We start from the raw sequence: 23,596 nt of genomic DNA on the forward strand, positions 1-23,596 counted from the left end.
ACCGGTCCAAGAAAGTGGATCGAGGATATCTGAGGCTGTAGCCAAGGCAGGGCCGAAAAAGCTGGCGCGATCACCCTGAAGAGTTGGGTGAATTCGCAATAGACATCCGCTTTCACAGCGGTATCCCGTTAGACGCTGAACGAGTTCACTGACCGTCGACATGTCGGGCATCGGCGTTTCGGATTGCGTGCGATGTTGACGCTCGCGTTGCTCCTTGTGAGGCTTTCCGCCGGAAGTCGGCCCGATTGGGGCATGTCGAGGGGGACTGCAAATGGATAACGAGGTGAACGAAAAGTGCCTGTGTGGAGCCGTGACGTTTCGCATATCGGGAGAGTTCGAGAGCTTCTTCCTGTGCCATTGCGGACGCTGCCGCAAAGATAGCGGCACGGCTCATTCCGCGAACCTGTTTTCGTCGACGGCTGAAATCACCTGGCTGTCCGGGATGGAAAAAATCAGGGTATTTCGCGTTCCCGGGACACAGCACGTGAAGAGCTTCTGTGCAGACTGCGGGTCGGCGCTGCCGTTCTCTCAAGCGCATGATGGCCCCCTCGTCGTCCCAGCAGGCTCACTCGATAGCCCGATCGACATACGACCCACCGCGCATATTTGCGTCTCCAGTCGCGCGAATTGGGACGACGACCTGGCCTCGATCGATAGGCTCGACGGGCTTCCCGGTCGATCCGGGTAGGCTGGCGCTCCATCGAATGGAGCAGTGAACCGATGTAGAGACGAACGACTACTATGTCCGTTCTCCCGACCTCCAACAGCTCGAAAACTGGCGTCCGCGGCTAAGTCCGGTTCAGGGAAGCTGCGCGGCGACATTCGAGCGGCTTCGATCGCCGGCTCTGGACTTGGCGCTACGGGTCTGGTGCCTCTGAGCGGACAACGGAAGTTTGCTGCGATCAGGCCTGCCGCGGGCGGCGAGCGTGGGCATGGCGCAAAAACGACCGCGCGCGACCGAAGCGGCTCGAGCACAGCTGCAGAAAATATCGCTAGCGTTGCTGCCTACGCCAACTTATAATAAATTTGGATCAGAGAGGCCCAGTTATATATATGTTAAATCTGCGACATTACGAGCTGCTCGTGGCCCTTGCCGATGAACTGCATTTCGGGCGCGCAGCAGAGCGCATGGGGATTTCGCAACCGCAACTCACCGTATTGCTCAAACAGATGGAAGACCAGATCGGAACGCTTCTGTTCGAGCGCAACCGCCGCAAGGTGTCGCTTGCGCCGGCAGGTGAACGGCTCCTGCCCGAAGCGCGCGCCGTGGTGCGCCACGCGCAGCGCGCTCAGGATGTGGCGCTGCGGGTCGGCAAGGGGATGATCGGGGAGCTCCGGCTGGGCTATATCGGGGCCGCAGCCTATAATGGCGTGCTGACGAAGCTGGTGCGCGGCTTTCGCAGCAACGCGCCCGAGACCCAGCTGCAACTTACGCTGATGGATCTCGACCGGCAGATCCCCGAAGTCTCGGCGGGCAATCTCGATGCCGGGATCATCCGCCTCCCCTTTCCCGAGATGCCCGACAATCTCGTGACGCGGACATTGTGCCACGAAAGGCTCTGGATCGCCCTGCCCACCGATCACAGGCTTGCCGCAAGCGACACCGCGGTTGATCTGCGCGATCTGCGTGATGAGGCGTTCATCGCCACGCATCTGCGTCCGACGAGCGGCTTTTCGGCGGCTATGTATCGCGCCTGCGCCAAAGCCGGCATCAGCCCCAACATCGTGCAGCGCTCGCCGCAATTCGCCTCCATCGCAAGTCTCGTGGCTGCCCGGCTGGGCGTGGCCATCGTGCCGCAGGCGATCCGCAACGTGCACATTCCCGACGTGACCTACCGGCCACTGGCCGATCAGGAGGTCACGGCAAACATCTCGCTGGTCCATCAGGCGGAGCGGGAGAACCCCGCACTCGACCTGCTGCTGGCCTGTCTGGATGATCTGAACTTCGAGGACCTATCATGACGCTTGAGACTTTTACCGCGATCCGGGGCATCTACCATGGATATCGCCCTCCCGCACCGGGCGCGCCCACGCTGGTATTCGCCAACTCGCTCGGCACCGATCTGCGGGTCTGGGACCGGGTCGTGCAGCTGTTGCCGACCGAATGGGGCCTCCTGCGGCAAGACAAGCGCGGCCACGGCCTCAGCATCGCGGCTGATACGCTCGACATCGAGACGATGGCCAGCGATGTCGCGACGCTTCTCGACCACTACGGCATCACCGACTTCATTGGCATCGGGCTGTCGGTGGGCGGCCTGATCATGCAGCGCCTCGCGCTGCGCCACCCGCAAGCGATGCGCAAGCTCGTGCTCGCCGACACCGCCGCCAAGATCGGCACGCCGGACATATGGAACCCGCGGATCGACGCCGTGCGCGCGAACGGCGTCGCCTCGATCTCGGACGCGATCCTCGCTCGCTGGTTCGCGCCGGGCTACGAGACGACCGAAGATTTCGCGATGTGGCGTGCGATGCTCGAGCGCACGCCCGACGAGGGTTACGCGCAGGTTTGCGCCGCAATCCGCGACGCGGATTACACTGCCGATCTTGCCCGGATCACCCAGCCCACGCTGGTGATCGCGGGGGCGCAGGACGCCTCGACGCCGCCGGATCTGGTGCGCGCGACTGCCGAGAAAATCCCGAATTCGCGCTTTGTCGAGATCGACGCTGCGGGTCACCTGCCTTGCGTCGAGCAGCCCAAACGCTTCGTCGAACTGCTGAGCTCGCACGTTACCAACTGATCCAAACGAAACGGGCCGCCCCATCGGAGCGGCCCGTTTCAATTCGAGGCGGGGTGCGGCTCAGCCCACCGTCACGCCCCCGCATACGAACAGCGTCTGCCCGGTAACGAAGCCCGCTTCGGGTGCCGCGAAGAACGACACGGCATTGGCGACATCCTCGCCCGTGCCGACGCGGCGCACCGGGACATTCTCGATGATTTCCTTCGTGGCCGGAGCCTCGGGCGGGTTGTTGCGCCAGAACGCCTCGGTGCCGATCGGGCCTGGAGCCACGCAGTTCACCGTGATGCCGTGCTGACCCAGCTCGAGCGCCCAAGTCCGGGCCATCGCCTGTGCCGCGCCCTTGGTCGCGGAGTAAAGCGTGCGGAGCTCTTTGCCCTTCGTCACACGGCTCGTGTTCATAACGATCCGTCCGCCACCAAGCGCCTTCATGCCCGGAAGCAGCGTTTGCGCGCAGATCAGCGACGGTCGCAGGTTGAGGTGCATCATCCGGTCGAAATCGTCGAGCCCGACCTCTTCGAGCGGTGCGGGCATAACGATGCCCACATTATTCACGAGGCAGCTGATTTCCTCCTCCCGCGCGAGGGTCGAGCAGATCGCGGACGTCTCCGCGGCATCCGTCAGATCCACTTCGTGGCTGCGGTCCGCGACCGTCGGATCGGCAGGCGCCTGATCCAACACGATCGTGCGAAAGCCGTCGGCCTTCAGCCGGGCGGTGATCGCGCGGCCGATGCCGCCCGCCCCGCCCGTGATCAACGCCGCGCGCCGGTCATATCCGCTCATGTATCGTCTCCGCGCACCGAAGACGGGTGGCGGCAAAGCGGCATGATCTCCATCTCCATCCACGGATAGAGCGGGAGCCCCATCAGCACCTCATGCAGATGCGCATGATCGCGGCAATCGAAGATCGAGACGTTCTCGTAAAGCCCAGCGATGCGCCAGATATGGCGCCATATGCCCTGCTCCTGAAGATCCTGCGAATAGGCCTTTTCCCGCGCCTTGATCTCGGTTGCTTCCTGCGGGTCCATATCGGTGGGCAGGGTCACCGTCATCTTCACGTGATAAAGCATTCAGTCCTCGTTGAGTGTATTGCGGCCGTCGAGATAGGCCTTGCGCCAGCGCGTGATGAAAACGCGCTCGAAGAGCTCGCCCTTGAAGAAGGGATCGGCCTCGATGAAGGCCTGTGCCTCGGCGCGGCTTTCGAGATCGAGCAGGTAGAGGCCGCCGCTCGCGCCCTCCCCGTCGTCTCCGATCTTGGCCCCGCAGGCCAACAGCGTCTTGCTGTTGGCCTCGAGGTAGTCGAGATGTTCGGCCCGCAGGCGCAAGCGAAGCGCGCCATGGTCGGGCTTGTCATAGGTTTCGACCATCCAGGGCATCAGGCGCCCACCATGCCCCAGATCGTCACAGTCGCGAGGAAGACGATCCCGAGATAGAAGGTGATCACCACCATATAGCCCATCAGATCCTTCAGCTTGAGGCCCGAGATCGCCATCGCCGGCAGCAGCCAGAAGGGTTGCACCATGTTGGTCCACTGGTCCCCGATCTGCACCGCAAGCGCGGTCGCAGGCACCGAAGCGCCGAGCTGACGCGCGGCTTCCATCATGACCGGACCCTGAATGACCCACTGGCCCCCGCCCGACGGCACGAAGAGGTTGATCAGCGCCGCCGACAGGAAGGACGAGATCGGCAGGGTGCCCGCGCTCGAGATCGATACAAACCAGTTGGCCAGCGTCACGATTAGCCCCGACCCCGAGAGGATCGCGAGGATACCGGCATAGAACGGATACTGGATGATGATGCCGCTCACGACTTTGATGCCGTCCTGCAGCGCCGCAAGGAAGCGGTTCGGCGTGACGAAAAGAGTGATGCCGAGGAACAAGAACAGCGAGTTCACGAAGTTCAGCGTCACGCTGCCGCCATTGACCAGATACATCGCCACGTAGAGCAGCCCGAAGAGGCCCATGCCCACGCCGAGGATGCGCGAATTGTTGAGCCGGTCCGCGACGGTGGGTTCCGAGGTTTCGAGCTTCGCGCTCGGCGCTTCGGGCTCCGCCGGCGCCTCGACCACCTCCTCGGGGCGCTTGGGATGCAGCATCGCGTTGAACAGCGGCAGCGTCACCAGCAGGATCAGGTTCATGATGATCAGGTAGGGCGAGAAAATCGTCTCACCGAGCGGCACCAGACCGATCACGTCCTCCATGAAATGGCCGGGCGTGTTGATCAGCAGTGGCACCGAACCCGAAAGGCCGACCCCGTAGACAGCGAAGCCCGAATAGGCGGCCGCGATCACCAGCGGATAGTGCAGCCCCTTCACCTGACGGCCGAGCTTTTGCGCGATCAGCGTGCCCAGCACGAGGCCGAAGCCCCAGTTCAACCAGCTGCCGACACCGCCGCACAGCGTGGCCACGATGATCGCGGCGCGCGGCGAGTGAATGCCGCCCACCACCTTGTTCATCAGCTTGTCCACCAGCGGCGTGCGCGCGAGGATGTAGCCTGCCAGCAAGATGATCGTCATCTGCATCGTGAAGGACAGCAGATTCCAGAAGCCGTCGCCCCAGTATTGCGAGGCTTCCAAGAAGCCAGTGCCCTGCGAAATCATCGCGAAAATCACCGTCAGCGCCGTGAGGATGATTGCCACGACCAGCGGGTCGGGCATGTAGCGGTTCACGATCCGCGTAAAGAAATTGGCTATCGAGTTCATATACGTCTCCCTTAGCGGGCCCCTCCGCCCGCCTTCTGATATGATTTGCAAATCATCAGCATTTACTTATAACGTCAATATATAATTCACGACGAGGTGCGAAATGGAGAAGGTCATCGTGATCGGCGCGGGAATCATGGGGGCTGCGCTGGCCCGTCATTTCCTGAGCCCCGGACATCCGGTCGCGCTGATTGACCCGGCCGACACCGCGCGCGCCGCCGCAACCAAGGCAATCGGCGACACGCCCGGCTTCGTCTCGAGCCCTTCCGTGGATGCCTTGGGACCGGACTGGCAGAGCTGCGGCTTCGTGATCGAGGCCGTGCCCGAACGACTGGATCTCAAGCGCGCCGTGCTGGGCGAATTGTCCCGGCATTTCGGACCCGAGACCGCGATCGCCTCGAACACGTCGGGCCTGCGCGCGGCCGATCTCGCCCGTGACCTCTCTCATCCCGAACGCTTCGCGATTGCGCATTTCTTCAACCCGGCGGACATTGTGCCCGCAGTGGAGCTGGTCCCTGCCCCGCAGACCTCGCATGAGACGCTCGATCGCTGGCAGGCGCTTCTGGAGGGGTCGGGCAAGAAAGTCGCGCGGCTCGGTGCCGACCTTCCGGGCTTCGTCGCGAACCGCTTGCAACACGCGATGGCGCGGGAATGTTTCCACCTGATCGAAGCCGGGGTCATCGACGCCGAAGGGCTCGACACGATCACCCGCTACGCGCTCGGCGTAAGGCTGGCGCTGAGCGGACCGCTCATGCAGCGCGATCTCAACGGGATCGATACCCATCACGCGATCGCATCCTATCTCTACCCCGATCTCGCGGCGGACCAGACGCCGCCGAAACTGCTCGACGACAAACTTGCAGCAGGAGAGCTTGGCCGGAAGAGTGGAAAAGGCTTTTACACGTGGGACGAGCGACAGGAGCGCAAAGCGAAGCGCATGCAAGCGCTGCTGCCCGAGATCATCGCGCTGGCACGACGGATCGATATGGAGGAGGAGTGAAATGCCTGAATGGGTAAACCGACCGGAAGGCTCGAACTGGGGCGATTTCGGCGCCGACGATCAGCTGGGCACGCTCAACCTGATCGGCGCGCCCGAACGGCAGGCTGCCGCGCAGGAGATCCGCGAGGGCCGCGCCTTCTGCCTATCACTGCCGCTCGACCTGCCGGGCAAACTGAAGCTCAATCCGCGACGCAAGCCGCCGGTGCTGCAGCCGACCTTCCTCGAGGACACGCCCTATATCAACTACGCCTTGGCCAACATCGACCCGAGCCTGCGCGACGTGCTCAGCGACGATCAGGTGTTACTGTCGACCCAATATTCCACGCAATGGGATTCGCTGGCCCATGTCGGCGCGCTGTTCGACGCGGATGGCGACGGCGTGGCGGAGCGGGTTTATTACAACGGTCACCGCGCGGACGAGGATGTGCTGGGCGCGGATGGCCCGGGGGATCACGGCTCCTATGCGCGCCGCCTGTCGGTCTGCGAGATGGCCAAGACGCCCGTGCAGGGGCGCGGCGTGCTCGTCGATTTCGTGCGTCATTTCGGGATGGCAGGCACCCTCGTCGGTCTCGACAAGCTGCAGGAGGTGATTGCAGCCCAAAACGTCGAACTGCGCCGTGGGGACATCCTGATGCTGCGCACCGGCTATGCGGAGGCCCTGCGCGACATGCAAGACGCGCCCGACCCCGAGGGGCTCGACGCGACAGGCGCGGTGCTCGACGGCACCGATCAGGCGCTCAAGGACTGGCTGGGCGCCAGCGGAATCTCGGCGATTGCCGCTGACAACTACGCGGTGGAGAACCCGCATACCGACCCCACTGCCTGTTGCCTCCGGCTGCCGCTGCATCACCATTGCCTGTTCAAATTGGGGATGCCGCTGGCGGAGTTGTGGTATTTCCGCGACCTGGCGCAGGCGCTCGAGGCAACTGGACGGAATGCGGTCTTCCTGACTGCCCCGCCGCTCTACCTTCCGGGGGCCATCGGCTCACCGGTCACTCCTGTCGCCACGATCTGATCGAGAGGAATCGAGACTATTCAGCAGGCGCGCTGAGGTATATGTGGAGCGTCCTCAGTTTCCGCTCTTCGCGCGTCCATGAGGCCGGATGCTGCGCCTCGATGCGAAAGACAACTCTGGGGTCGAGTTCTTTTATCCCGCGCGTCAGGAGCGCAGATCAGCTAGGGCCGATTGCCACAGCTGGACCAAAAGGGCGGAGAGCAGACGTTCGCTGCATCAACGATGCTCAACACAGGTCGCTAGCTGCAAGGAAGTCCATTGCCAGCGCTCAACCGACGCTTGCCACACTGTCCAATAATGCCCTTCGTTGAAGCGCTCACGCTTCCCCTCACTTCTTCAGCTTCGCCTGTTCGAGCGACCAATATTCCATGTCGAATAGCTCGCGCTCGGAAATCGGAGCAAAGCGCCCGAACTCTTCCGCAGCGTTCACGATCCGCGCCGTTTGCTCCAGCAAGTCGCCGGCGATGCGCGCCGCTTTCTCGTTCGCACCGACAGCAAAAAGCCCCGCCCCTGGCACAAGCACCGCGCGCGGCGCAGGATCAAGCATGGTCTTCGGCTCAGAAGCATGGGGCGCGTTGCGTTCGAAATAGGCCTGATAGCTATGGGCATAGTCCGCGAGCTTGCGCTCGATCACGGCGACATCGTCCCCGGCCTCGACGATCAGCGGGAAGGGTTTGATCCGGATCACGTGGTCCGGGGTGGCAGTGCCGCGCATTGCCAGTTCCTTGAGATCATCGTGCCCCAGATAACGCCGGATCGCGGGTGTCGAGCGGAAATCCACCACGGGCTCGGCGCCAAGCGCCCCCTGCGCGGCGAGGGCCCTGGTCAGAGCGGAGGCCAGATCATCGGGGATCAGCGCGTCATTGGACTGCGGCCCCTCCACAGTAACCCCCTTCGACGCGAGATACGCTTCGGCGGTGTTCACGAATTCGATCGTCAGCTCATAGCTCTCGCGCGCGGTCTCGGCGAAAGTGAACAGCCCGTGCTTCTCAAGCCAGAGGCCTTCCACCTGCGGATCGCGAGCAAGCGCGTCCTTGCACGCATGGCTCAGCGCGTAACCGGGCATGACGTAGGGCACGAAGCCGACCCGGCCGTCATAGAGATCCCGCACCACCGTCTCCATTCTTTCCTGATCGGCCAGCGCGAGGATCGCCGTTGCGTGGCAATGATCGACGAATGCCTGCGGCATATAGGCGTGCAGCAGCGCCTCCACAGAGGGGTTCGGCGCAGTCGGGTCGAGCAGTTGGCTGCGCAGGAACGCCACCATCTCCTCGTCCGACATATGCGGGATGGATCGCGTCTCCAGCAGAGGCTCCAGTCGCATCGCCGGCAGGCCGGGCGCTTCAATATCGCCGAGGTCCCACCCCGATCCTTTCACATGAATTATCGCTCCGCCCGGCGCATCGGGAATCTTCACCGATGTATTGCCACCGCCATGCAGCACCAGTTCAGGGTTCTGTCCGATCAGACGCGAACTGTAGACGCGCAGCCCCAGCGCGGCAGGTTGACCTGCCGCTTCGGCGGCCTCGGCGAATGATTGGGCGTCGTCGTCGTTCCAGCGCGATTGCATGGGAGGCTCCTATTTCAACGTGTTTGCGAGGGCGCGTCACCGCGCCCTCGCCATGTGAGATCACGAGGGATCAGAAATCGAAGTTGTCGATGTTGTCCTTGGTGAACACCGTTCGCTCGGGCAGCAGGACGATGCCGTTATCCTTGGCTTCATAATCGTAGCCCTGCACCGAGTTGGGCGAGACCTTCACTTCGCCGATGCCGGGCACATCCATCGTGTCACCGACCTGCAGCGGGCCATTCTTGAGCACGTGATCGGCGACCGCCACCGAGATCGCGCCTTGCTGGGTCACGTCCCACAGACCGAAGCGTGCAACTGTCCCGCGCTTCACATAGGGGCGCATCACGTTGGGCGTCGAGAAGCCCACGATCGTCACCTTACCTGCCTTGTCGAGATTTTCGGCAGCTTGGGCTGCAGCGGGAAGCGCATTGGCATCGGGCGCGATGATGGCGTCGAGATCGGGATATGCGCTCAGGATACCCTCCGCGGTCTGCAGCGATTTCTGCGCGTCGTTATAGCCGTATTGCGTGGTCACGATTTCCCAGCCGGGATGCTCCTTCGCGATCTTTTCTTTCGCGGCCGCGACCCAAGCGTTCTGGTCGGTCACGGTCGGCGAGGAATAGAAGAAGGCGACCTTGGCCTTGTCCTTACCGTTCAGCCCATCGGAGGCCATGTCCACCAGCATACCGCCCAGTTGCTCAGGCGTGCCCTGGTTGATGTAGTAGGAGCGGCAATCCGGGTTCACATCCGAGTCCCAGGTCATCACCAGCACGTCGCGCGCCATCGCCTGCTTGAGCGCCGGGCATAGACCATCGGGCGAGACCGAGGCGAGGATTACCGCCTTGTAGCCCTGATTGACGAAGTTGTTCACGAACTGAACCTGCCCCGAGACGCTGGGTTCGGTCGGCCCGTCATAAGTGACGTTGTCGCCAAGCTTCTTGCCCATGTCGACGGCGCCCTTACCGCCCGACGTGAAGTAGCCCACCCCGACAAGCTTCGGAATGAAGGCGATATCCTCGGCCGCGGCCGAATTGGCCATCAGCATCCCTGCCGCAAGGGTGCCCATCACCCATTTGGTCGTTTTACGCATTTCAGTTCTCCTCCTCTGAACTCTCTGGACGCGTCATTCTGACGGACGCGGCCGCACCGGAATGAACTCGCGCAGCAAGGACGCCCCGTGGCGCATTGCGACGACGACAACCAGCAGCGCTCCGGACAACGCGCTGGAAACCTGACTGGGAACACCGCTCATCTGCAGGCCTTGCTGCAGATAGCCGATGATGAAAGTGGCGATGATGGTGCCTATCACCGAGCCCTGACCGCCATAAATCGAGGCGCCTCCGAGAACGGCGGCGGTGATCGCGGGCAGTAGCGTCGCCTTGCCCAGATCAACCCGCGCCGAGCCGAAATAGGCCGACAGCAGCAGCCCCGCGAGCGCGGCGGCAAGCCCGGTAATGACATAGGTCAGTAGCTGAACCCGAGCGACGGGCATGCCAGCGTGGCGCGCGGCGGATTCGTTCTGGCCGATCTGGAACACCAGACGCCCGAAGCGCGTGACATGCAGCAGAACCAGCATCACGAGCGAGAAGGCGAGGAACACGAAAAGCGGCATCGGCAGGCCGAGGATCATCTGATAGCCAAGTCCGGTGAAGGCTGCCGGGAAGCCGCCGATCCCGTCATAGCCGTTCGCGCCGACGACGCCGGAGAGCACCGTGGCCGCGCCCGAGAACATGTAGAGCGCCCCAAGCGTCACCACGAGCGGTTGCAGCCGCGTGAGACGGATGATCGTCGCGTTCAGCAGCCCCGCGAGCGCACCCGTCGCGAAGCCCACCGCGAGCGAAACCGGAAGCGGCATCCCGAAGAAATTGGCAATCCCGAAAGTGATCGCACAGAGCCCGACGGTGGAAGCGAAGCTCACGTCGATCCCGCCCGCGATGATCACCAGCGTCAGCGGCACCGCGACGATCCCGACATGGACGAAATCGGAGGTGCCGTAGAGCAGCGAACTCAGCTTGAGGAAGCGCGGGTTGATGGCCCCGAACACCACGAGCTCAAGGACCAGAAGCCCGAGCAACAGGACTTCCCAGCGCATCACGAGACGCTTCATGCCGCTTCCTCCAGATCACGGGTTTTGGGTGGGGGCGTTTCGCCGCGGCGGTAACGCGCCGCGCGGTCGCGCGCTTCGAGCGCGATCCGCAGTCGACCGTCGATCAGCAGCACGGCGAGCAGCATCGCGCCGCCGATGAGGTCGTTCCAGTAGGCCGGGATCTTGAGGAAGACGAGCGCGGTGTCGATCGAGGTGAAGAAGATCACGCCGATCACAACGCCCGCCACCGATCCGACGCCGCCGAGCAGGCTGATCCCTCCCAGAACGAGCGCCGCGATCGCGCGCAGTTCCATCCCCGAGCCTGCCTGATTGGGCACGAAGCCGATCTGCGCTGCAAAGGCGATACCCGCGATCGCATACATCGCTCCCGCCCAGACAAAGGCGAGAAACTCGATCCGTCGCACCGGCAGGCCCAGATGGCGCGCCGCCTCGCGGTTGTCTCCCACCGCGAAGATCCAGCGTCCGCGCCGGGTGCGCAGCATCAGCCAGACCGCGACGATCAGCGCGATCGCCACGATCCCCACCGCCGAGAGCCCGAGCCAGCCCTTGCCGGAGAGGTCCTTGACCCCTTGCGGCAGCTCCTCGATCCACTCGCCGCCGGTGGCGATCAGCATCACGCCGCGAAACAGGCCAAGCGTGCCAAGCGTGGCCACGATGGAGGGCACGCCAAGCAGTGCCACGAGCCCACCATTGAGCGCGCCCGCCGCCACGCCCGCGCCAAGCGCCGCCGCGATTGCCAGTGGAAGCGACGCCCCGGCGTTCACCGTCAACCCGAGCGTCACCGCTGCAAGCCCCAGCACCGAGCCGCCCGAGACGTCGATATTGCGCGTCAGGATCACCGGGAAAATCCCCAGCGCCACGAGCATCAGCACCAATCCGTTCGACCAGATGATCGAAGCGGTGCGCGCCGAGAGGAACCCGGGCGCCGCCGCACCGACAAGCAACAGCACGATCAGCGTGACGAGGAACAGGGTCGCGACACGTTCGCGGGCGATCCGTTCAAGCATGGGCGGCCTCCTTGGATTCGAAGGCCAGTTCGGCGATCTCGTCGGTGCTGCTTCCGCCCGGAAGCTCGCCGGCGAGATGCCCGCCCGCCATCACCGCGATCCGGTCCGACAGGCGCACGACCTCGTCGAAATCGGACGAGATCAGCAACACCGCCGTGCCTGCGTCGGCCAGCTGTTCGATCAGTTCGTAAATATCGTTGCGCGCGCCCACATCGACGCCGCGCGTCGGTTCGTCGAGGATCAGGACCCGCGGCTTGGCAGCGAGGCATTTCGACAGCAGGACCTTTTGCTGGTTTCCACCTGAAAGGCTGCGCACCGGCTGTTCCGCCGTCTCGCATTTGATCCCAAGCGTCTTGCTATAGCCTTCGAAACGCGCGCGCTCTGTGCCGGGCCGCAGCAGGAAGGGCAGCAGATAATGCACGAGCGACGAGGTATTCCAGTAAAGTGGCGCATCGAGAAAGAGCCCGTATTGCTGCCGATCTTCGGACAGCAGCACGACATTCTCACGCACCGCGTCGCGCGGTGTCCGGGCGACGAAAGCGCTGCCCTCGAGTGCGACTTTACCACCAGCACGCGGTCGCAGCCCGACGAGGGTTTCCGCCAGTTCGGTGCGCCCCGCCCCGACGACCCCGGTCAGACCGAGAACCTCTCCGTGATGCACATCGAACGAGATATCGACGAAGCCCTCGCCCCGCAGCCCCGCGACTTCGAGCGTCTTGCGTTCGGCGCGGGCCCTGTCGGCGCGGCGGTCGCGCAGGGCCGCGACACCGGGGCTCATTGCGGCGAGAATCTCCGCATCGTTACTTTCGGCCATCGTCGCGCTGTGCACGACATAGCCGTCGCGCAGAACCGTGATCCGGTCGCTGACGGCGCGCAACTCGTGGAGCTTATGCGAAATGAAGACGAGCCCGTGACCCGTCGCGCGCAGCGCCCGCATTCGGTCGAACAGCGTGTCCACCTCATGCGGGGTAAGCGCCGATGTCGGCTCGTCAAGGATCAGCACCTTCGCGTCGCGCACGAGGCCGCGCAGGATTTCCACGATCTGTCGGTCTGCGATCTCGAGGGTCGCGGCCTTGGCATCGGGAGACAGCGCGACGCCAAGGTCCGCGATCAGCTCGCCAATGCGGGCCCGATAGGCCTCCGCCCGGCGCGGCAGGCCAATGCAGATATTCTCCAGAACGCTTTGATTGGGAAAGATATGCGCCTCTTGCGGCACCAGATACAGCCCCATTGCCTGCGCCTGTGCTGGCGTCGCAGGATGCAGCGGCTCTCCACCGATGGAGACCCGACCCGCCGTCGGCGCGACCAGACCCGCGAGGATTTTCATCAAGGTGGACTTACCCGCACCATTGCCGCCCAGAAGCGCATGGATCTCCCCGGCACGCACCGCGAAATCCACGCCCTTGAGCACGGGCACGCCGCCGTAGCTTTTAGAAACCCGGCCAAGCTCGGCGAGCACAGATGTCATAGCGCCTCCCTCGATCAACATCCCAGTTTCTCGAATGTTCATCTGTTTGTCTGCTAAACATCTGTTCACTCGTTATCCACGCTGTCAACAATTTTTCGCTTATTTTTTACGCTGCACTGCGGCGTTTTTGAGTTATTGACTTGTTCATATGTTTTTGTAACGAGTTATTTGAACATTGCCCCATTACTCCGGAGAACCGATCGTCATGGAAGAGCTCGCGCCGAACGAAACGGACGAAGCCCTGCTCGCGCGGGTCGCCTGGCTCTATTACAATGACGGGCTCACGCAGAGCGAAGTGGGGCATCAGCTCAACCTCTCGCGCATCAAGGTATCGCGACTTCTCGATGCGGGGCGCGCCTCCGGGCTGATCGAGGTGCGGATCAATTCGCGCCAGCAGGGCTGCCTCGAGATCGAGACCCGCCTGCAGGAGCGATTCCGCCTCAAGGATTGCCGGGTGATCCCCGACAGCGCCGGTTCGGATGTCGACGCGCGGATCGGACAGGCGGCGGCGAATTACCTCATGCAGAAGCTCGCGCCCGGCGACAGCCTCGCTGTCGGCTGGGGCGCCACCGTTTCGAACGCGATCCGGGTGCTCGGCCATGTCGTGCAGGAGCGCCGGATCGAGCTGTTTTCGCTGACGGGTGGCGTGCAGACCTATGTGCAGGGGATGCGCGAGGCGCATTGGGACCGCACGCCGAACATCATCCCAGCGCCGCTCGTCGTCTCGACGCCGGAACTGGCCGCGGCCCTGCTGCGCGAGCCTGCGATTTCGTCGCTGCTCAATCAGGCGATCGCAGCCGATTACAAGCTGGTCGGGATAGGCGGCATCTCGGAACAGGCGACCGTGGTTGCGCAAGGCTACATCACCGCTGGCGAAATCGAGCCGCTGCGCCGCAGTGGTGCGCGTGGCGATGTGCTGTGCCGGTTCTACGACCGGACCGGGCAGGACATGGAACTGCCGCTGCATGAGCGCGTGATCGGCGTCGATCTGGTCCAGCTTCGCGACTGCGAGCAGGTGATCGGCGCCGCCGGCGGACCGAACAAGGTCACTCCGATCCTCGCCGCGCTACGCGGCCAAATTCTCGACATTCTGGTGACCGATGAGTCGACCGCGCTGTCGCTCCTCGACGCCGCGGAGGACTGACATGCGCTATTTTCTCGCCTTCGACGCTGGCACCGGCAGCGGTCGGGCCGTCCTGTTCGACGAGACCGGCGCCGAGATCGCGACCGCCGGGCAGGAATGGTGGCACGCCAGCGACCCGCGCTATCCCGGCTCGATGGATTTCGACACGGAGGGCAACTGGGCGGCGCTGGCCCGCTGCTGCCGCGAAGTGATCGCGAATTCCGGTGTCGATCCGAAGGATATCGTCTCGGTCAGCGCCACGGCGATGCGCGAGGCTTTCGTTCTGCATGACGAGAGCGGCGCGGAAATCTGGGCCTGCGCGAATGTCGATGCGCGCGCCGATGCCGAGGTCCGCGAACTCAAGCGGGACTATCCGGGGCTGGAGGAAGACATCTATGCGCGCTCGGGCCAGACCTACGCGCTTGGCGCCCTGCCCCGGCTGATCTGGCTGCGCCGGCACATGCCCGAGGTGCTCGAACGGGCACGGGCGCTGACGATGCTGTCGGACTGGGTGCTCTACCGGCTTTCGGATGAGCTGACTTCCGAGCCGTCAAATGCCGGGACGACCGGGTTGATCGGCCTTGCCGATCGCAAGGTGCTGGGCGACGCGATGGAGAAACTGGGACTGCGCAGTGACATCTTCCCGCGCAGCGTCGTGACCGGCGAATGCGTGGGCACGGTGACGGGCGCCGCCGCCGCGCAGACCGGTCTCGCCGCAGGCACGCTGGTCGTGGCGGGTGGTGGCGATTGCCAAACCGGCGGGCTGGGGCTCGGGATCGTCGAGAACGGCGATTGCGCAGTGCTCGGCGGCACGTTCTGGCAGCAGGTGGTCAATGTGCCGCTGACCCTGACCGATCCGAGCATGAAACTCCGGATCAATCCGCATGTGGTCTCGCATCTCAATCAGGCCGAAGCGATCAGCTTCTTCACCGGGGCCGCGATGCGCTGGTTCCGCGACGCTTTCGGGCAAGGCAAGGGGTATTCCGAGCTGGAAGCCGCCTCGAAGGAAGTGCCGCCCGGCGCGCATGGGATCATCCCGATCCTGTCCGACGTGATGCGCTACAACGAATGGATCCACGCCGCGCCGTCGCTGCTCAACCTCTCGCTCGACCCCGAGAAATCCGGGCCCGCCGCGATCTTCCGTGCCTTGCAGGAAAATGCCGCCATCGTCGCGCATCGCAATCTCGAGGCGGTCTTCGCCCTGACCGGCGAGCGCCCGGCCCGCATCGTCTTTGCCGGAGGCGCGTCAAAATCCCCGCATTGGGCGCAGATCCTTGCGGATGTTACCGGCCTGCCGGTCGCGACCTCCAAGGTGAAGGAGGCCACCGCGCTTGGCTGTGCGGCTGCCGCGGCGACCGGGGCGGGCCAGTTCGGCTCGCTCAAGGACGCAGGTGCGGCATGGTCCTGCATCGAGGATGAATATCAACCGAACAGCGCCCTGCGCGACCTCTACGACGAGGCGAGCGACCGCTGGCAGCGCGCCTATGCCGCGCAGCGCGCGCTGGTGGCCGAGGGTGTGACCCAATCCATGTGGCGTGCCCCGGGCACGTGAGACCTGCAAGAAAGGACTTCTGAATGCTGATCCAACTGGTGAATATCAAGGTGCAGCCGGGCACGCGCGAGACTTTCCTCGAAGCCTTCAAGATCAACTGCGACGGCACGCGCGAAGAACCGGGAAACCTGCGCTTCGACCTGTTGCACGACCCCGAGGACGAGAACAATTTCTTCGTCTACGAAATCTTTCAAAGCGATGACGCGCTCGAGGATCACCGCAAGACCGCCCATTACCAGAAATGCGTCTCGATGATCGACCCGATCACGATCGGCGGGCGCTCGAAGACCTATTTTGAGCCGGTTCTCGTTCAGGGCGTTGCGGCAACCTCGGCATAACGCTCAATCCTGCAAACCGAAGCCGTCCTGAGCACTTCGGGCTTCGGTTTATGGAAACCTCATCTAAGATAATTGGATAACGCCTCTGCCCCCTCGGGCGAAGCGCACGCTAGCGAGTGCCATAGTTTCGGAGCTGGATGTCTCACGGGCCCTTGAACTATTCGCCGACCATCTCGGAGATGCACTTCTCCCCCCGTCAGACGCCATCGCCCCGCGACTTCATCCATTTTGTTTGCCAAGCGGCGTTTGCTGCGTGTCGAACGGAACAGTCAGCGGGGCAGCGAGAAAAGGCCTACGGCTTGTCAAAAATGAATTCGAGAACGCAACGGGCGACGGCCACTGCGAGAAGCAGGTTCCCATATCGATTCCACTCACGGCATCTCGCGAGAACGATCAGGCTCTAAATCGCTAGGACTGTCTCGCTTGGTTGAGTGGGAGCCCACAGGTCATCCCAGACGAAGCCGATCTGAGCCGCGTCAGTGTTGAGAGCTCTACAGCAAAACTAACTGAGCTTCGGACGCGGCTGGGTGGGGTTTCATTGGCCGTCCCCATCTTCTGACTTCTACCGCAGTTTGGCCTGCTCCAATTCCCAATATTCAATTCGGAACTGTTCGTCGCGCGACAGCGGCGTGTAACGACCTAAGCTCTCAGCGGAGTGGACCACCCGCAAGTTCTGAACCGCTAAATCGGCATTGATCGAGGCCTCAGCCGCGCTGCGACCAATTCCGATTACACCAAAATCTGCTACGTGAACCACCCGCGGAGCGGTATCCAACATGATCGGCGTCACTGGCAGTAGGTCTCTGTGGGCCTCGAAATAGGCCCGGTAGGCTTCCGTGAATTGCTCCAGCGCCTCAGTGATGGTCCTCTCCTGCGATGTTACATGGAGCCTGAGCGCGAACGGCTTGATCCGAATGACATGATCTGGCGTTACTGTGCCGCGCTGCGCCGCGTCAAGGGTGGTGGAATTCGCGAGGACCGGCAAAGGTCGCGGATCAAGAAAAACACCGTCGGAGAAGGTCGGCAGCTCGGAAAGTAGCTCCGTCAACTTTTCGCAAAGCGAGGCACAGCCACCAGCCTCTTCAGTCGTCGAGTTGATCGGCAAAGTAGCCCCAGCCTGCGCCAGATATTCCTCGCATTTCGAAACGATTTCGATGAACCTCTGGTAACTGTCGCGCGCGCTATCGCCCCAAGTGAATAGCCCGTGGTTAGCCAGCCACATTGCCGTCGCCGCGGGATGGTCGGCTTGCGCACGCGCACCTGCAACCGACAAATCGAAGCCAGGAAAGACATAGGACAGGAAGACAATGCTCGATCCGAATAATTCCCGGACGATGCGGCGCTGCTCTTCCTCCGGCTGATTTGCGATCGCCAACACTGCCGATGCATGACCGTGTTCGACAAACCGTGCTGGTAGAAACGCATGCAACAACGTCTCGACCGATGGGTTTGGAGCAGCTGCATTCAGCAAATAGCCACGTAGAATACGCACCATTTCGGTGTCACTCGGTCTCGTGCCATCGAGCAGTGGATAAAGTGGGGCAAGACGCAAACCTGGTAAGCCAGCTGGCTCGATCGTAGCCAGATCCCAACCGCTGCCCTTAACATGCAGCACAGCTTCAGGCCCATTGCCCAAATCACGCATCACTTTGACCGAGGTATTTCCACCGCCGTGCATAGCGAGTTCGGGATCTTGCCCAATCAGGCGGGATGTGTAGACCCGCAGCGCCAATAGCGCATCAGCATCGCTTTGATTGGAAAGCCGCGACGTCAATGCCGCGGCCTCCTCTTCGATCCATCGACTATCCATTACGCGGCCTTCGGGCGGCTGAGATCCTGATACATCTCAAAGGCTTGCGCAGGTGGGGTCAGTTCATGAACGACGGAGGACACCGCCTGGATCATCGCAACGGGGTCAGTCGCGCGGAAAATGTTGCGACCCATATCAACACCAGCAGCGCCTTGATCGACTGCGCGATAGGCCACCTCGAGAGCTTCACGCTCAGGGATTTTTTTGCCGCCCGCGATGACGATCGGCACCGGGCAGCCTGCGCAGACCCGCTCAAACCCTTCTTCAACGAAGTAACTCTTTACGTATTGAGAACCCAATTCCGCGGCAATGCGGGTCGCGAGGCCGAAATACCGGGCGTCGCGCGCCATATCCTTGCCCACGCCCGTAACCGCCAAAGTCGGCATTCCCACCCGATTGCCAGCATCAATCAGACGAATAACATTGCTGATCGATTTATGTTCGAATTCCGATCCAATATAGACCTGCGCCGCCATTGCGCAGACATTCATCCGCAGCGCGTCTTCCATGTCGACCGCGACGGTCTCGTTGGAAAGTTCCGACATGATCGAGTTTCCGCCAGACGCGCGCATAACGATCGGTTTTTGAGTCGCCGCTGGCACCGAAGTTCGCAACATGCCCCTAGTGCACATGAGGACGTCGGCATGATCGAAGAGCGGTGCAATATTCACATCCACTCGTTCCAACCCTGTTGTCGGCCCCTGAAAGTAGCCATGATCGAACGCAAGCATAACAGTGCGTCCGGTTTCGGGCCGGAAGATCCGCGCCAAACGGTTCTGCATCCCCCAATCATAAGCTCCAGCTCCTTTGAGGAAAAACGCCTCGTTGCGTGCCGGCGTATCGAGAGCAAAATCCTTGCCGTCGTGAATATCATCGAGATCAGCCATGGTGAATCCTTTCAGCTTGAGTGTTGGTTTGCAGGTCTTGCTCGGGCGCCGCCTGCAGATCAGGAGGGGCACGCCAAGCCTCAACGAGCGCGTCGCGATAGCCACACCAGCGGCGGTAACGGCGTTGCAACCTGGTTGCCGCAGCGGGATCGGGTTGAAGCAAAGTCTGGTGGGCAGCCATTCGGGTCGCCGCCTCGGCGTAGTCGGGAAACAGCGCGGCTCCCACCGCTGCTGCCATCGCGGCACCGCGCGCGCCGGTCTCTTCGCAATCTGAGATAGCAACGGGTTTCTGGAACGTGTCCGCAAAGATCTGCGACCAGAGCCGCGACTTTGCCGCGCCGCCCGAGAGAGTGATCGCATCATACCCTTGCGCCACGTCCAGTTTCTCGAAATGCGCGAGATGATTGAAGGCGATCCCCTCGAACACCGCGCGCACCAGGTCAGCCCTGCTATGCCAACTCCCTAGCCCGTTGAAGCCACCACGTGCTCCGGCGACCGGGCCGGCGTAGAGGAAGGGATGGAATACAGGTGCATCTGGGGTTTGAGCAGCCTTCGCTGCAAGTTCGTTGCACATTTCGAACGGATCACGCCCGAGGGCAGCCGCCTCAGGCACTAGGATTTGCTGCACGAACCATTCCAGGTTAGCCGCCGAGGTCGGGGATGCCTCGCAACTTACCCAAATATCGGCACCCAGAACCGACGCGAGCAACGCCCGCGGGTAGCGCGGTAGCTCGGTCGCGAACACCTGATTGATCGACCAACTTCCTGCGACAATAGAAGCTTCGCCAGGACGCGCGGTGCCCGCTCCCAACGCGGAAGCTAGAACATCGAACAGCCCCGCCACCACAGGAGTTCCCACGCGCAACCCGGTCGCCGCCGCCGCTTGCGGAGTGACCGAGCCGACGATGTCATGGCTGTGCGCTGGCTTGGGCAGCAGGCGGCTCAGCCCGGAAATCCCATAAAGATCAAGCAATTCTGTTTCGTAGCGCAACGCGGGCAGCGCCAGCAATCCGCAACCCGCCAGATCGGAAACATCTGAGCCCACCCGGCCCGTCAACCCGTGCACGATGACATCCTTGCACAGTAGGGCATGCCCAGCGTCGGCTAAACTTTCAGGCCGATGCGCCTGCATCCACGCCAGCAGAACTGGTGTCATCGCTGGCCAAGGACGACTGTGGGCGATTTGCAGGATCCGCGCGCCGACCGTGTCATCCAACTGTGCCGCAAGTGGGGCTGCGCGGCTGTCCATCGATTGAATGCCGCAAAGCCCTTTTCCATTCCGGTCAAGCAGATACAGACCGTTGCCATGGCCCGCCGCGCCGATCGCCCGGATCGCGCTCGGATCGACACCCGACATCGCGATGCAATCCGCGATCGCTCGCTCAGCCGCCGTCCATAGGTCCTGTGGGCTGCGTTCCACGAAATGCGGGGCGGGTTGCTGACTGTCGGAATTGCGTGCAGCCGAAGCGATCGTGCGGCCTTCCGCATCGAAAATCGCCGCCTTGACCATCGTATTGCCCGCGTCCACTCCCAGCAGATAATCAGTCATTGTGCCGCTACCTCCCTGACTGCGCCTGTGGTGTTGCACCGTTCGAGTTGCACGCCATGTAGCTCGCTTAGACGCCGCTCGGTCTCAGCAAGATGGCTGTCGCACTCTTCATCGCTCCACCTCTTGTGCCGCGCCAGCCGGGTCGCCAGCGCGCGCAACGCCGCCCGTGTGAGCGCCCCCGATAGCGCGATCGTCATGCGCCTCAACACCAGGTCTTCAATGCTCTCGACCTGTTCATGGGTGATCAGGTAGTCAATTTCCTGCTCGCTATAGCCCGGCACTCCAGGCAAGGGGATTTCATTGCGAAAGGCCGAAGCGAGCGCGCGCGCCAAGGTCCCGTAGCGGCTCAGGAGTTGCCCGACACGTGTGGTGGACAAACTGCTCTCCTCGGCGACGCAGGCAATCCAAGCGGGAACATCGCTGGGCCACCCAGCCCCACCCCCGATAGGCAATTCTGTGGTGCTCCGATGTCGCGCCTGCCCGAGGAATTTGAAAACCTCATCTGCGGCAAGCTCTCCGAACGCCCGGAATGTTGTCCACTTCCCCCCAATCATGCACAGCATAGGAGGCGCGCGCCCAACATCCTTCTCACCAAACCAACGGATGAAATGTCCGCGGGGGATCTGTCCCGTAGTTCCTGCACCGCTGACAGGAAGCGGACGCACACCCGCAAAACGGTAGATCACCTGTTCCGACGCAACTTCAATATCTGGGAAAACGTAGCTCAGCCCATCAAGAATATAGCTGCTCTCGTCTTGCTCGCACCGGGCGGCATCAGGATCAGGAACTTTCAAATCCGTTGATCCGATAAGCACCTTGTCATGCAAGACGAACATAATGCAGATTCGTCCGTCCGAATTCTCGTAATACACCATGTCTGAGCCAAGGCGCTGGCGGAGCTCAGGATGGTCCAGAATCAAATGCGATCCTTTGGTGCCCTGCACCATCGGCTCGGCGGCGGGCGGCTCTCGACGCGCATTGGTGCGATCAATCCACGCCCCGGTGGCATTGATCACAAGCTGCGGGACGATACGAAATTCACCTCCGTCAAGACGGTCGCGCATCCGCACGCCTGCGGCGTCAATCTCGACAACTTCAAGATAATTTAGTGCCGTCGCCGACGCACCGCTGCGCGCCACATCCTCAAGTATCTCTGTCACGATGCGTTCAGGATGAACGACCTGCGCGTCGTAATATGTCGCGGCACAACGCACCCGGTCCGCTAGGCCCGCAAGCCGCTTTCGCACAGCACGACGCGATAAGATCCGATGTTTGGGTAATCCGCCCCTGCCGCGCGTGTAGATGTCATAAAAACTAAGGCCCAGCTTGACCGGAATAGCCCCGCGCCGCGAGGGGGCATCGCGTAAGCCAAGAAATTTTAGAGGCGCGTTGAGCGTTCCCGAAATCCAGCTGTCGAGCGGCACCAGCGTCCGTAAGGGCGTCACCAGATGCGGCGCGTTGCGCAAAAGTCGGTTGCGTTCATCCAGAGCCTCGCGCACGAGATCGAATTCGCCATTCTCAAGATAGCGCAATCCGCCGTGAACCATCCGCGACAGAGCCGAGGAGGCGCCCGCGCAGAAATCGGACCGCTCGACCAGCATCACATTGACGCCATTCAACGCGAGTTCTCGATAGACTGAAGCTCCATTGATCCCACCACCAATCACTAAAACCTGCGGTCGGGCATCTTGGAGGTGCGACAGCGAAGCCGCACGGGAGCGAACTGCCGCTATTTCGGGTTCTGCTTTCATTCCGTGATCTCCCTTCGAAGACGAAGCTGCCTGAGCACTTCACGCGCGGTGCGTTCATCGGTCACCAGCGTGTCGATATACCCGCCCCTCACGACGGCGCAGATCGCCTCAGTCTTTTCGACACCCGCGGCGACGGCGATCGTCACGGGAACGCGCCGCAGATCCTCGGGAGAAATCGCTATAACCATCCGGTTGCGCCGGTAGCTGGTTGGAGTGCCTTCGCTATCAAGAACTTGCGCCAACAACTCGGCCACTGCCCCTGACGCGAAAAGCTCTTCCTCTTCTGCGGACACATCCCGATGCAAATCGAAATAGCTGGTGGAACGTTCGCGGAGCCCACCGATCCCAACCACGGCAATATCGGCCGCCCGCGCCTGATCAAGCACGCGTGAAACTGTGCGCATTTGAGTAATGATCTGGTGCTGTTCGTCCGTCTCGGCAAACATCGGCGACAACATCTGAACCGCTTCGCCACCAAAGGCATCGGCCATCGTAGCCGCGGCGTGGTTCACATCGGTGTAGTGCTTACCCTGAACCAAGCCTGTTGCGGGCACCACGGTGATACCTCTGACACTCGGAGTGTTACGTAGTCCGGCGACACAGGCGCTCACTCCACGACCGCCACTGATGCAGATCGACTGTCCCGGACGCAGTTTGGAGATCAGGAGATCGGCCGCGGCAGCTCCAACCCGCGCAAGGATAGCCTCGGAATTATCCGATGCGGTCGCCTCGATAACAACCTCACGCAGGCCCGAAATCTCAGCCAGTTCGCGCTCCAGAGCAAGGTGGTCCTGGAATGGAGAGCGGATCGCGATTTCGACCATTCCCATTTCATGGCCCAGCTTGATGAGCCGGTTCACAGTCGAATGGCTCATGCCGGTGCGTTCGGCGATCTGCGCCTGCGTCAATCCGTCGAGGTAGTGCAAGCTCAGCGCGGTATGGATGCGCCGCACTTGGGCGATATCCTGCTTCATATCCATTTC

At 62.4% G+C, this 23,596-nt stretch carries 22 protein-coding genes; 8 read left to right on the top strand and 14 right to left on the bottom strand.

The genetic code is table 11. The features are described 5' to 3' along the window. Nucleotides 1–271 precede the first annotated feature (271 nt). The 3 genes from BMI85_RS05105 (at nt 272) to pcaD (ending at nt 2,738) form a co-directional block, all read left to right on the top strand. Complete coding sequence (locus BMI85_RS05105; protein WP_078599924.1) at nt 272–688, top strand: GFA family protein; 417 nt, start codon at nt 272–274, stop codon at nt 686–688. 365 nt (nt 689–1,053) lie between these two features. Continuing rightward, nucleotides 1,054–1,962, top strand: a complete 909-nt coding sequence (locus BMI85_RS05110) for a LysR family transcriptional regulator (RefSeq protein WP_078599926.1) — start codon at nt 1,054–1,056, stop codon at nt 1,960–1,962. Continuing rightward, entirely contained in the window at nt 1,959–2,738 is a 780-nt protein-coding gene (gene pcaD / locus BMI85_RS05115; protein WP_078599928.1) for a 3-oxoadipate enol-lactonase, read from the top strand. The genes BMI85_RS05110 and pcaD overlap by 4 nt, the downstream gene beginning before the upstream one ends. A 60-nt stretch (nt 2,739–2,798) precedes the next feature. Here the strand turns inward: pcaD and BMI85_RS05120 are convergent, their stop codons facing one another. The 4 genes from BMI85_RS05120 to BMI85_RS05135 are packed head-to-tail and all read right to left on the bottom strand — an operon-like array spanning nt 2,799 to nt 5,436. Next, entirely contained in the window at nt 2,799–3,518 is a 720-nt protein-coding gene (locus BMI85_RS05120; RefSeq protein ID WP_078599930.1) for an SDR family oxidoreductase, read from the bottom strand. Continuing rightward, a complete protein-coding gene (gene catC / locus BMI85_RS05125; RefSeq protein ID WP_078599932.1) occupies nt 3,515–3,805 on the bottom strand; it encodes a muconolactone Delta-isomerase in 291 nt (96 codons plus the stop codon). Before catC ends, BMI85_RS05120 begins: the two co-directional genes overlap by 4 nt. Then, nucleotides 3,806–4,111 (bottom strand): YciI family protein, encoded by a 306-nt coding sequence (locus BMI85_RS05130; protein WP_078599934.1) that lies wholly within the window; start codon nt 4,109–4,111, stop codon nt 3,806–3,808. It lies immediately after the preceding gene. Further along, nucleotides 4,111–5,436 carry a TIGR00366 family protein gene (locus BMI85_RS05135; RefSeq protein WP_078599936.1) on the bottom strand — a complete coding sequence of 442 codons (1,326 nt, stop codon included), beginning with the start codon at nt 5,434–5,436 and terminating at the stop codon, nt 4,111–4,113. Before BMI85_RS05135 ends, BMI85_RS05130 begins: the two co-directional genes overlap by 1 nt. A 103-nt stretch (nt 5,437–5,539) precedes the next feature. On the opposite strand from BMI85_RS05135, the gene BMI85_RS05140 reads away from it, so the two are divergent. After that, nucleotides 5,540–6,436: an FAD-dependent oxidoreductase gene (locus tag BMI85_RS05140; RefSeq protein WP_078599938.1), complete on the top strand. Its 897-nt coding sequence runs from the start codon at nt 5,540–5,542 to the stop codon at nt 6,434–6,436. Between the two features lies 1 nt (nt 6,437). Continuing rightward, the gene (locus tag BMI85_RS05145; protein ID WP_078599940.1) at nt 6,438–7,451 is read left to right on the top strand and encodes a cyclase family protein; all 1,014 of its coding nucleotides are present in this window, start codon (nt 6,438–6,440) and stop codon (nt 7,449–7,451) included. Nucleotides 7,452–7,779: 328 nt separating this feature from the next. On the opposite strand, the gene BMI85_RS05150 is transcribed toward BMI85_RS05145, so the two are convergent. The 5 genes from BMI85_RS05150 to lsrA form a co-directional block, all read right to left on the bottom strand. Continuing rightward, complete coding sequence (locus BMI85_RS05150) at nt 7,780–9,021, bottom strand: class II aldolase/adducin family protein (protein WP_078599942.1); 1,242 nt, start codon at nt 9,019–9,021, stop codon at nt 7,780–7,782. 70 nt (nt 9,022–9,091) lie between these two features. Next, complete coding sequence (lsrB, locus tag BMI85_RS05155; protein ID WP_078599944.1) at nt 9,092–10,111, bottom strand: autoinducer 2 ABC transporter substrate-binding protein LsrB; 1,020 nt, start codon at nt 10,109–10,111, stop codon at nt 9,092–9,094. 33 nt (nt 10,112–10,144) lie between these two features. Beyond that, nucleotides 10,145–11,128: an autoinducer 2 import system permease LsrD gene (locus BMI85_RS05160; RefSeq protein WP_075774278.1), complete on the bottom strand. Its 984-nt coding sequence runs from the start codon at nt 11,126–11,128 to the stop codon at nt 10,145–10,147. Continuing rightward, complete coding sequence (locus tag BMI85_RS05165; RefSeq protein ID WP_078599946.1) at nt 11,125–12,135, bottom strand: autoinducer 2 ABC transporter permease LsrC; 1,011 nt, start codon at nt 12,133–12,135, stop codon at nt 11,125–11,127. Before BMI85_RS05165 ends, BMI85_RS05160 begins: the two co-directional genes overlap by 4 nt. Next, the gene (lsrA, locus tag BMI85_RS05170; protein ID WP_078601060.1) at nt 12,128–13,603 is read right to left on the bottom strand and encodes an autoinducer 2 ABC transporter ATP-binding protein LsrA; all 1,476 of its coding nucleotides are present in this window, start codon (nt 13,601–13,603) and stop codon (nt 12,128–12,130) included. Before lsrA ends, BMI85_RS05165 begins: the two co-directional genes overlap by 8 nt. A 205-nt stretch (nt 13,604–13,808) precedes the next feature. On the opposite strand from lsrA, the gene BMI85_RS05175 reads away from it, so the two are divergent. The 3 genes from BMI85_RS05175 to BMI85_RS05185 are packed head-to-tail and all read left to right on the top strand — an operon-like array spanning nt 13,809 to nt 16,616. Beyond that, nucleotides 13,809–14,747, top strand: a complete 939-nt coding sequence (locus tag BMI85_RS05175) for a sugar-binding transcriptional regulator (RefSeq protein ID WP_078599948.1) — start codon at nt 13,809–13,811, stop codon at nt 14,745–14,747. Nucleotide 14,748: 1 nt separating this feature from the next. After that, nucleotides 14,749–16,278, top strand: a complete 1,530-nt coding sequence (gene lsrK, locus BMI85_RS05180) for an autoinducer-2 kinase (RefSeq protein ID WP_078599950.1) — start codon at nt 14,749–14,751, stop codon at nt 16,276–16,278. Between the two features lie 23 nt (nt 16,279–16,301). After that, nucleotides 16,302–16,616, top strand: a complete 315-nt coding sequence (locus BMI85_RS05185; RefSeq protein ID WP_078599952.1) for an antibiotic biosynthesis monooxygenase — start codon at nt 16,302–16,304, stop codon at nt 16,614–16,616. Nucleotides 16,617–17,178: 562 nt separating this feature from the next. Here BMI85_RS05185 and BMI85_RS05190 read toward each other — a convergent pair. Genes BMI85_RS05190 through BMI85_RS05210 form a run of 5 tightly spaced genes read right to left on the bottom strand, consistent with a single transcriptional unit; the run spans nt 17,179 to nt 23,587 of the window. Beyond that, on the bottom strand, nt 17,179–18,426 hold the full coding sequence (locus BMI85_RS05190; RefSeq protein ID WP_078599954.1) for a class II aldolase/adducin family protein: 1,248 nt from the start codon (nt 18,424–18,426) through the stop codon (nt 17,179–17,181). After that, the gene (lsrF, locus tag BMI85_RS05195; RefSeq protein WP_078599956.1) at nt 18,426–19,313 is read right to left on the bottom strand and encodes a 3-hydroxy-5-phosphonooxypentane-2,4-dione thiolase; all 888 of its coding nucleotides are present in this window, start codon (nt 19,311–19,313) and stop codon (nt 18,426–18,428) included. The genes BMI85_RS05190 and lsrF overlap by 1 nt, the downstream gene beginning before the upstream one ends. Beyond that, a complete protein-coding gene (locus tag BMI85_RS05200) occupies nt 19,306–20,862 on the bottom strand; it encodes an FGGY-family carbohydrate kinase (protein ID WP_078599958.1) in 1,557 nt (518 codons plus the stop codon). The genes lsrF and BMI85_RS05200 overlap by 8 nt, the downstream gene beginning before the upstream one ends. Beyond that, nucleotides 20,859–22,613: a glycerol-3-phosphate dehydrogenase/oxidase gene (locus BMI85_RS05205; protein ID WP_078599960.1), complete on the bottom strand. Its 1,755-nt coding sequence runs from the start codon at nt 22,611–22,613 to the stop codon at nt 20,859–20,861. Before BMI85_RS05205 ends, BMI85_RS05200 begins: the two co-directional genes overlap by 4 nt. Next, entirely contained in the window at nt 22,610–23,587 is a 978-nt protein-coding gene (locus BMI85_RS05210; RefSeq protein ID WP_210402313.1) for a sugar-binding transcriptional regulator, read from the bottom strand. Before BMI85_RS05210 ends, BMI85_RS05205 begins: the two co-directional genes overlap by 4 nt. Nucleotides 23,588–23,596 lie beyond the last annotated feature (9 nt).

The sequence above is a fragment of the Thioclava sp. DLFJ4-1 genome, assembly GCF_002020145.1.
Classification (GTDB): Bacteria; Pseudomonadota; Alphaproteobacteria; order Rhodobacterales; family Rhodobacteraceae; genus Thioclava; species Thioclava sediminum.

Excerpts from the sequence above, each read along its gene's own strand:
- BMI85_RS05105 (WP_078599924.1), top strand. The coding sequence starts at position 272 with ATGGATAACGAGGTGAACGAAAAGTGCCTGTGTGGAGCCGTGACGTTT.
- BMI85_RS05110 (WP_078599926.1), top strand. The coding sequence starts at position 1,054 with ATGTTAAATCTGCGACATTACGAGCTGCTCGTGGCCCTTGCCGATGAA.
- pcaD (WP_078599928.1), top strand. The coding sequence starts at position 1,959 with ATGACGCTTGAGACTTTTACCGCGATCCGGGGCATCTACCATGGATAT.
- BMI85_RS05120 (WP_078599930.1), bottom strand. The coding sequence starts at position 3,518 with ATGAGCGGATATGACCGGCGCGCGGCGTTGATCACGGGCGGGGCGGGC.
- catC (WP_078599932.1), bottom strand. The coding sequence starts at position 3,805 with ATGCTTTATCACGTGAAGATGACGGTGACCCTGCCCACCGATATGGAC.
- BMI85_RS05130 (WP_078599934.1), bottom strand. The coding sequence starts at position 4,111 with ATGCCCTGGATGGTCGAAACCTATGACAAGCCCGACCATGGCGCGCTT.
- BMI85_RS05135 (WP_078599936.1), bottom strand. The coding sequence starts at position 5,436 with ATGAACTCGATAGCCAATTTCTTTACGCGGATCGTGAACCGCTACATG.
- BMI85_RS05140 (WP_078599938.1), top strand. The coding sequence starts at position 5,540 with ATGGAGAAGGTCATCGTGATCGGCGCGGGAATCATGGGGGCTGCGCTG.
- BMI85_RS05145 (WP_078599940.1), top strand. The coding sequence starts at position 6,438 with ATGCCTGAATGGGTAAACCGACCGGAAGGCTCGAACTGGGGCGATTTC.
- BMI85_RS05150 (WP_078599942.1), bottom strand. The coding sequence starts at position 9,021 with ATGCAATCGCGCTGGAACGACGACGACGCCCAATCATTCGCCGAGGCC.
- lsrB (WP_078599944.1), bottom strand. The coding sequence starts at position 10,111 with ATGCGTAAAACGACCAAATGGGTGATGGGCACCCTTGCGGCAGGGATG.
- BMI85_RS05160 (WP_075774278.1), bottom strand. The coding sequence starts at position 11,128 with ATGAAGCGTCTCGTGATGCGCTGGGAAGTCCTGTTGCTCGGGCTTCTG.
- BMI85_RS05165 (WP_078599946.1), bottom strand. The coding sequence starts at position 12,135 with ATGCTTGAACGGATCGCCCGCGAACGTGTCGCGACCCTGTTCCTCGTC.
- lsrA (WP_078601060.1), bottom strand. The coding sequence starts at position 13,603 with ATGACATCTGTGCTCGCCGAGCTTGGCCGGGTTTCTAAAAGCTACGGC.
- BMI85_RS05175 (WP_078599948.1), top strand. The coding sequence starts at position 13,809 with ATGGAAGAGCTCGCGCCGAACGAAACGGACGAAGCCCTGCTCGCGCGG.
- lsrK (WP_078599950.1), top strand. The coding sequence starts at position 14,749 with ATGCGCTATTTTCTCGCCTTCGACGCTGGCACCGGCAGCGGTCGGGCC.
- BMI85_RS05185 (WP_078599952.1), top strand. The coding sequence starts at position 16,302 with ATGCTGATCCAACTGGTGAATATCAAGGTGCAGCCGGGCACGCGCGAG.
- BMI85_RS05190 (WP_078599954.1), bottom strand. The coding sequence starts at position 18,426 with ATGGATAGTCGATGGATCGAAGAGGAGGCCGCGGCATTGACGTCGCGG.
- lsrF (WP_078599956.1), bottom strand. The coding sequence starts at position 19,313 with ATGGCTGATCTCGATGATATTCACGACGGCAAGGATTTTGCTCTCGAT.
- BMI85_RS05200 (WP_078599958.1), bottom strand. The coding sequence starts at position 20,862 with ATGACTGATTATCTGCTGGGAGTGGACGCGGGCAATACGATGGTCAAG.
- BMI85_RS05205 (WP_078599960.1), bottom strand. The coding sequence starts at position 22,613 with ATGAAAGCAGAACCCGAAATAGCGGCAGTTCGCTCCCGTGCGGCTTCG.
- BMI85_RS05210 (WP_210402313.1), bottom strand. The coding sequence starts at position 23,587 with ATGAAGCAGGATATCGCCCAAGTGCGGCGCATCCATACCGCGCTGAGC.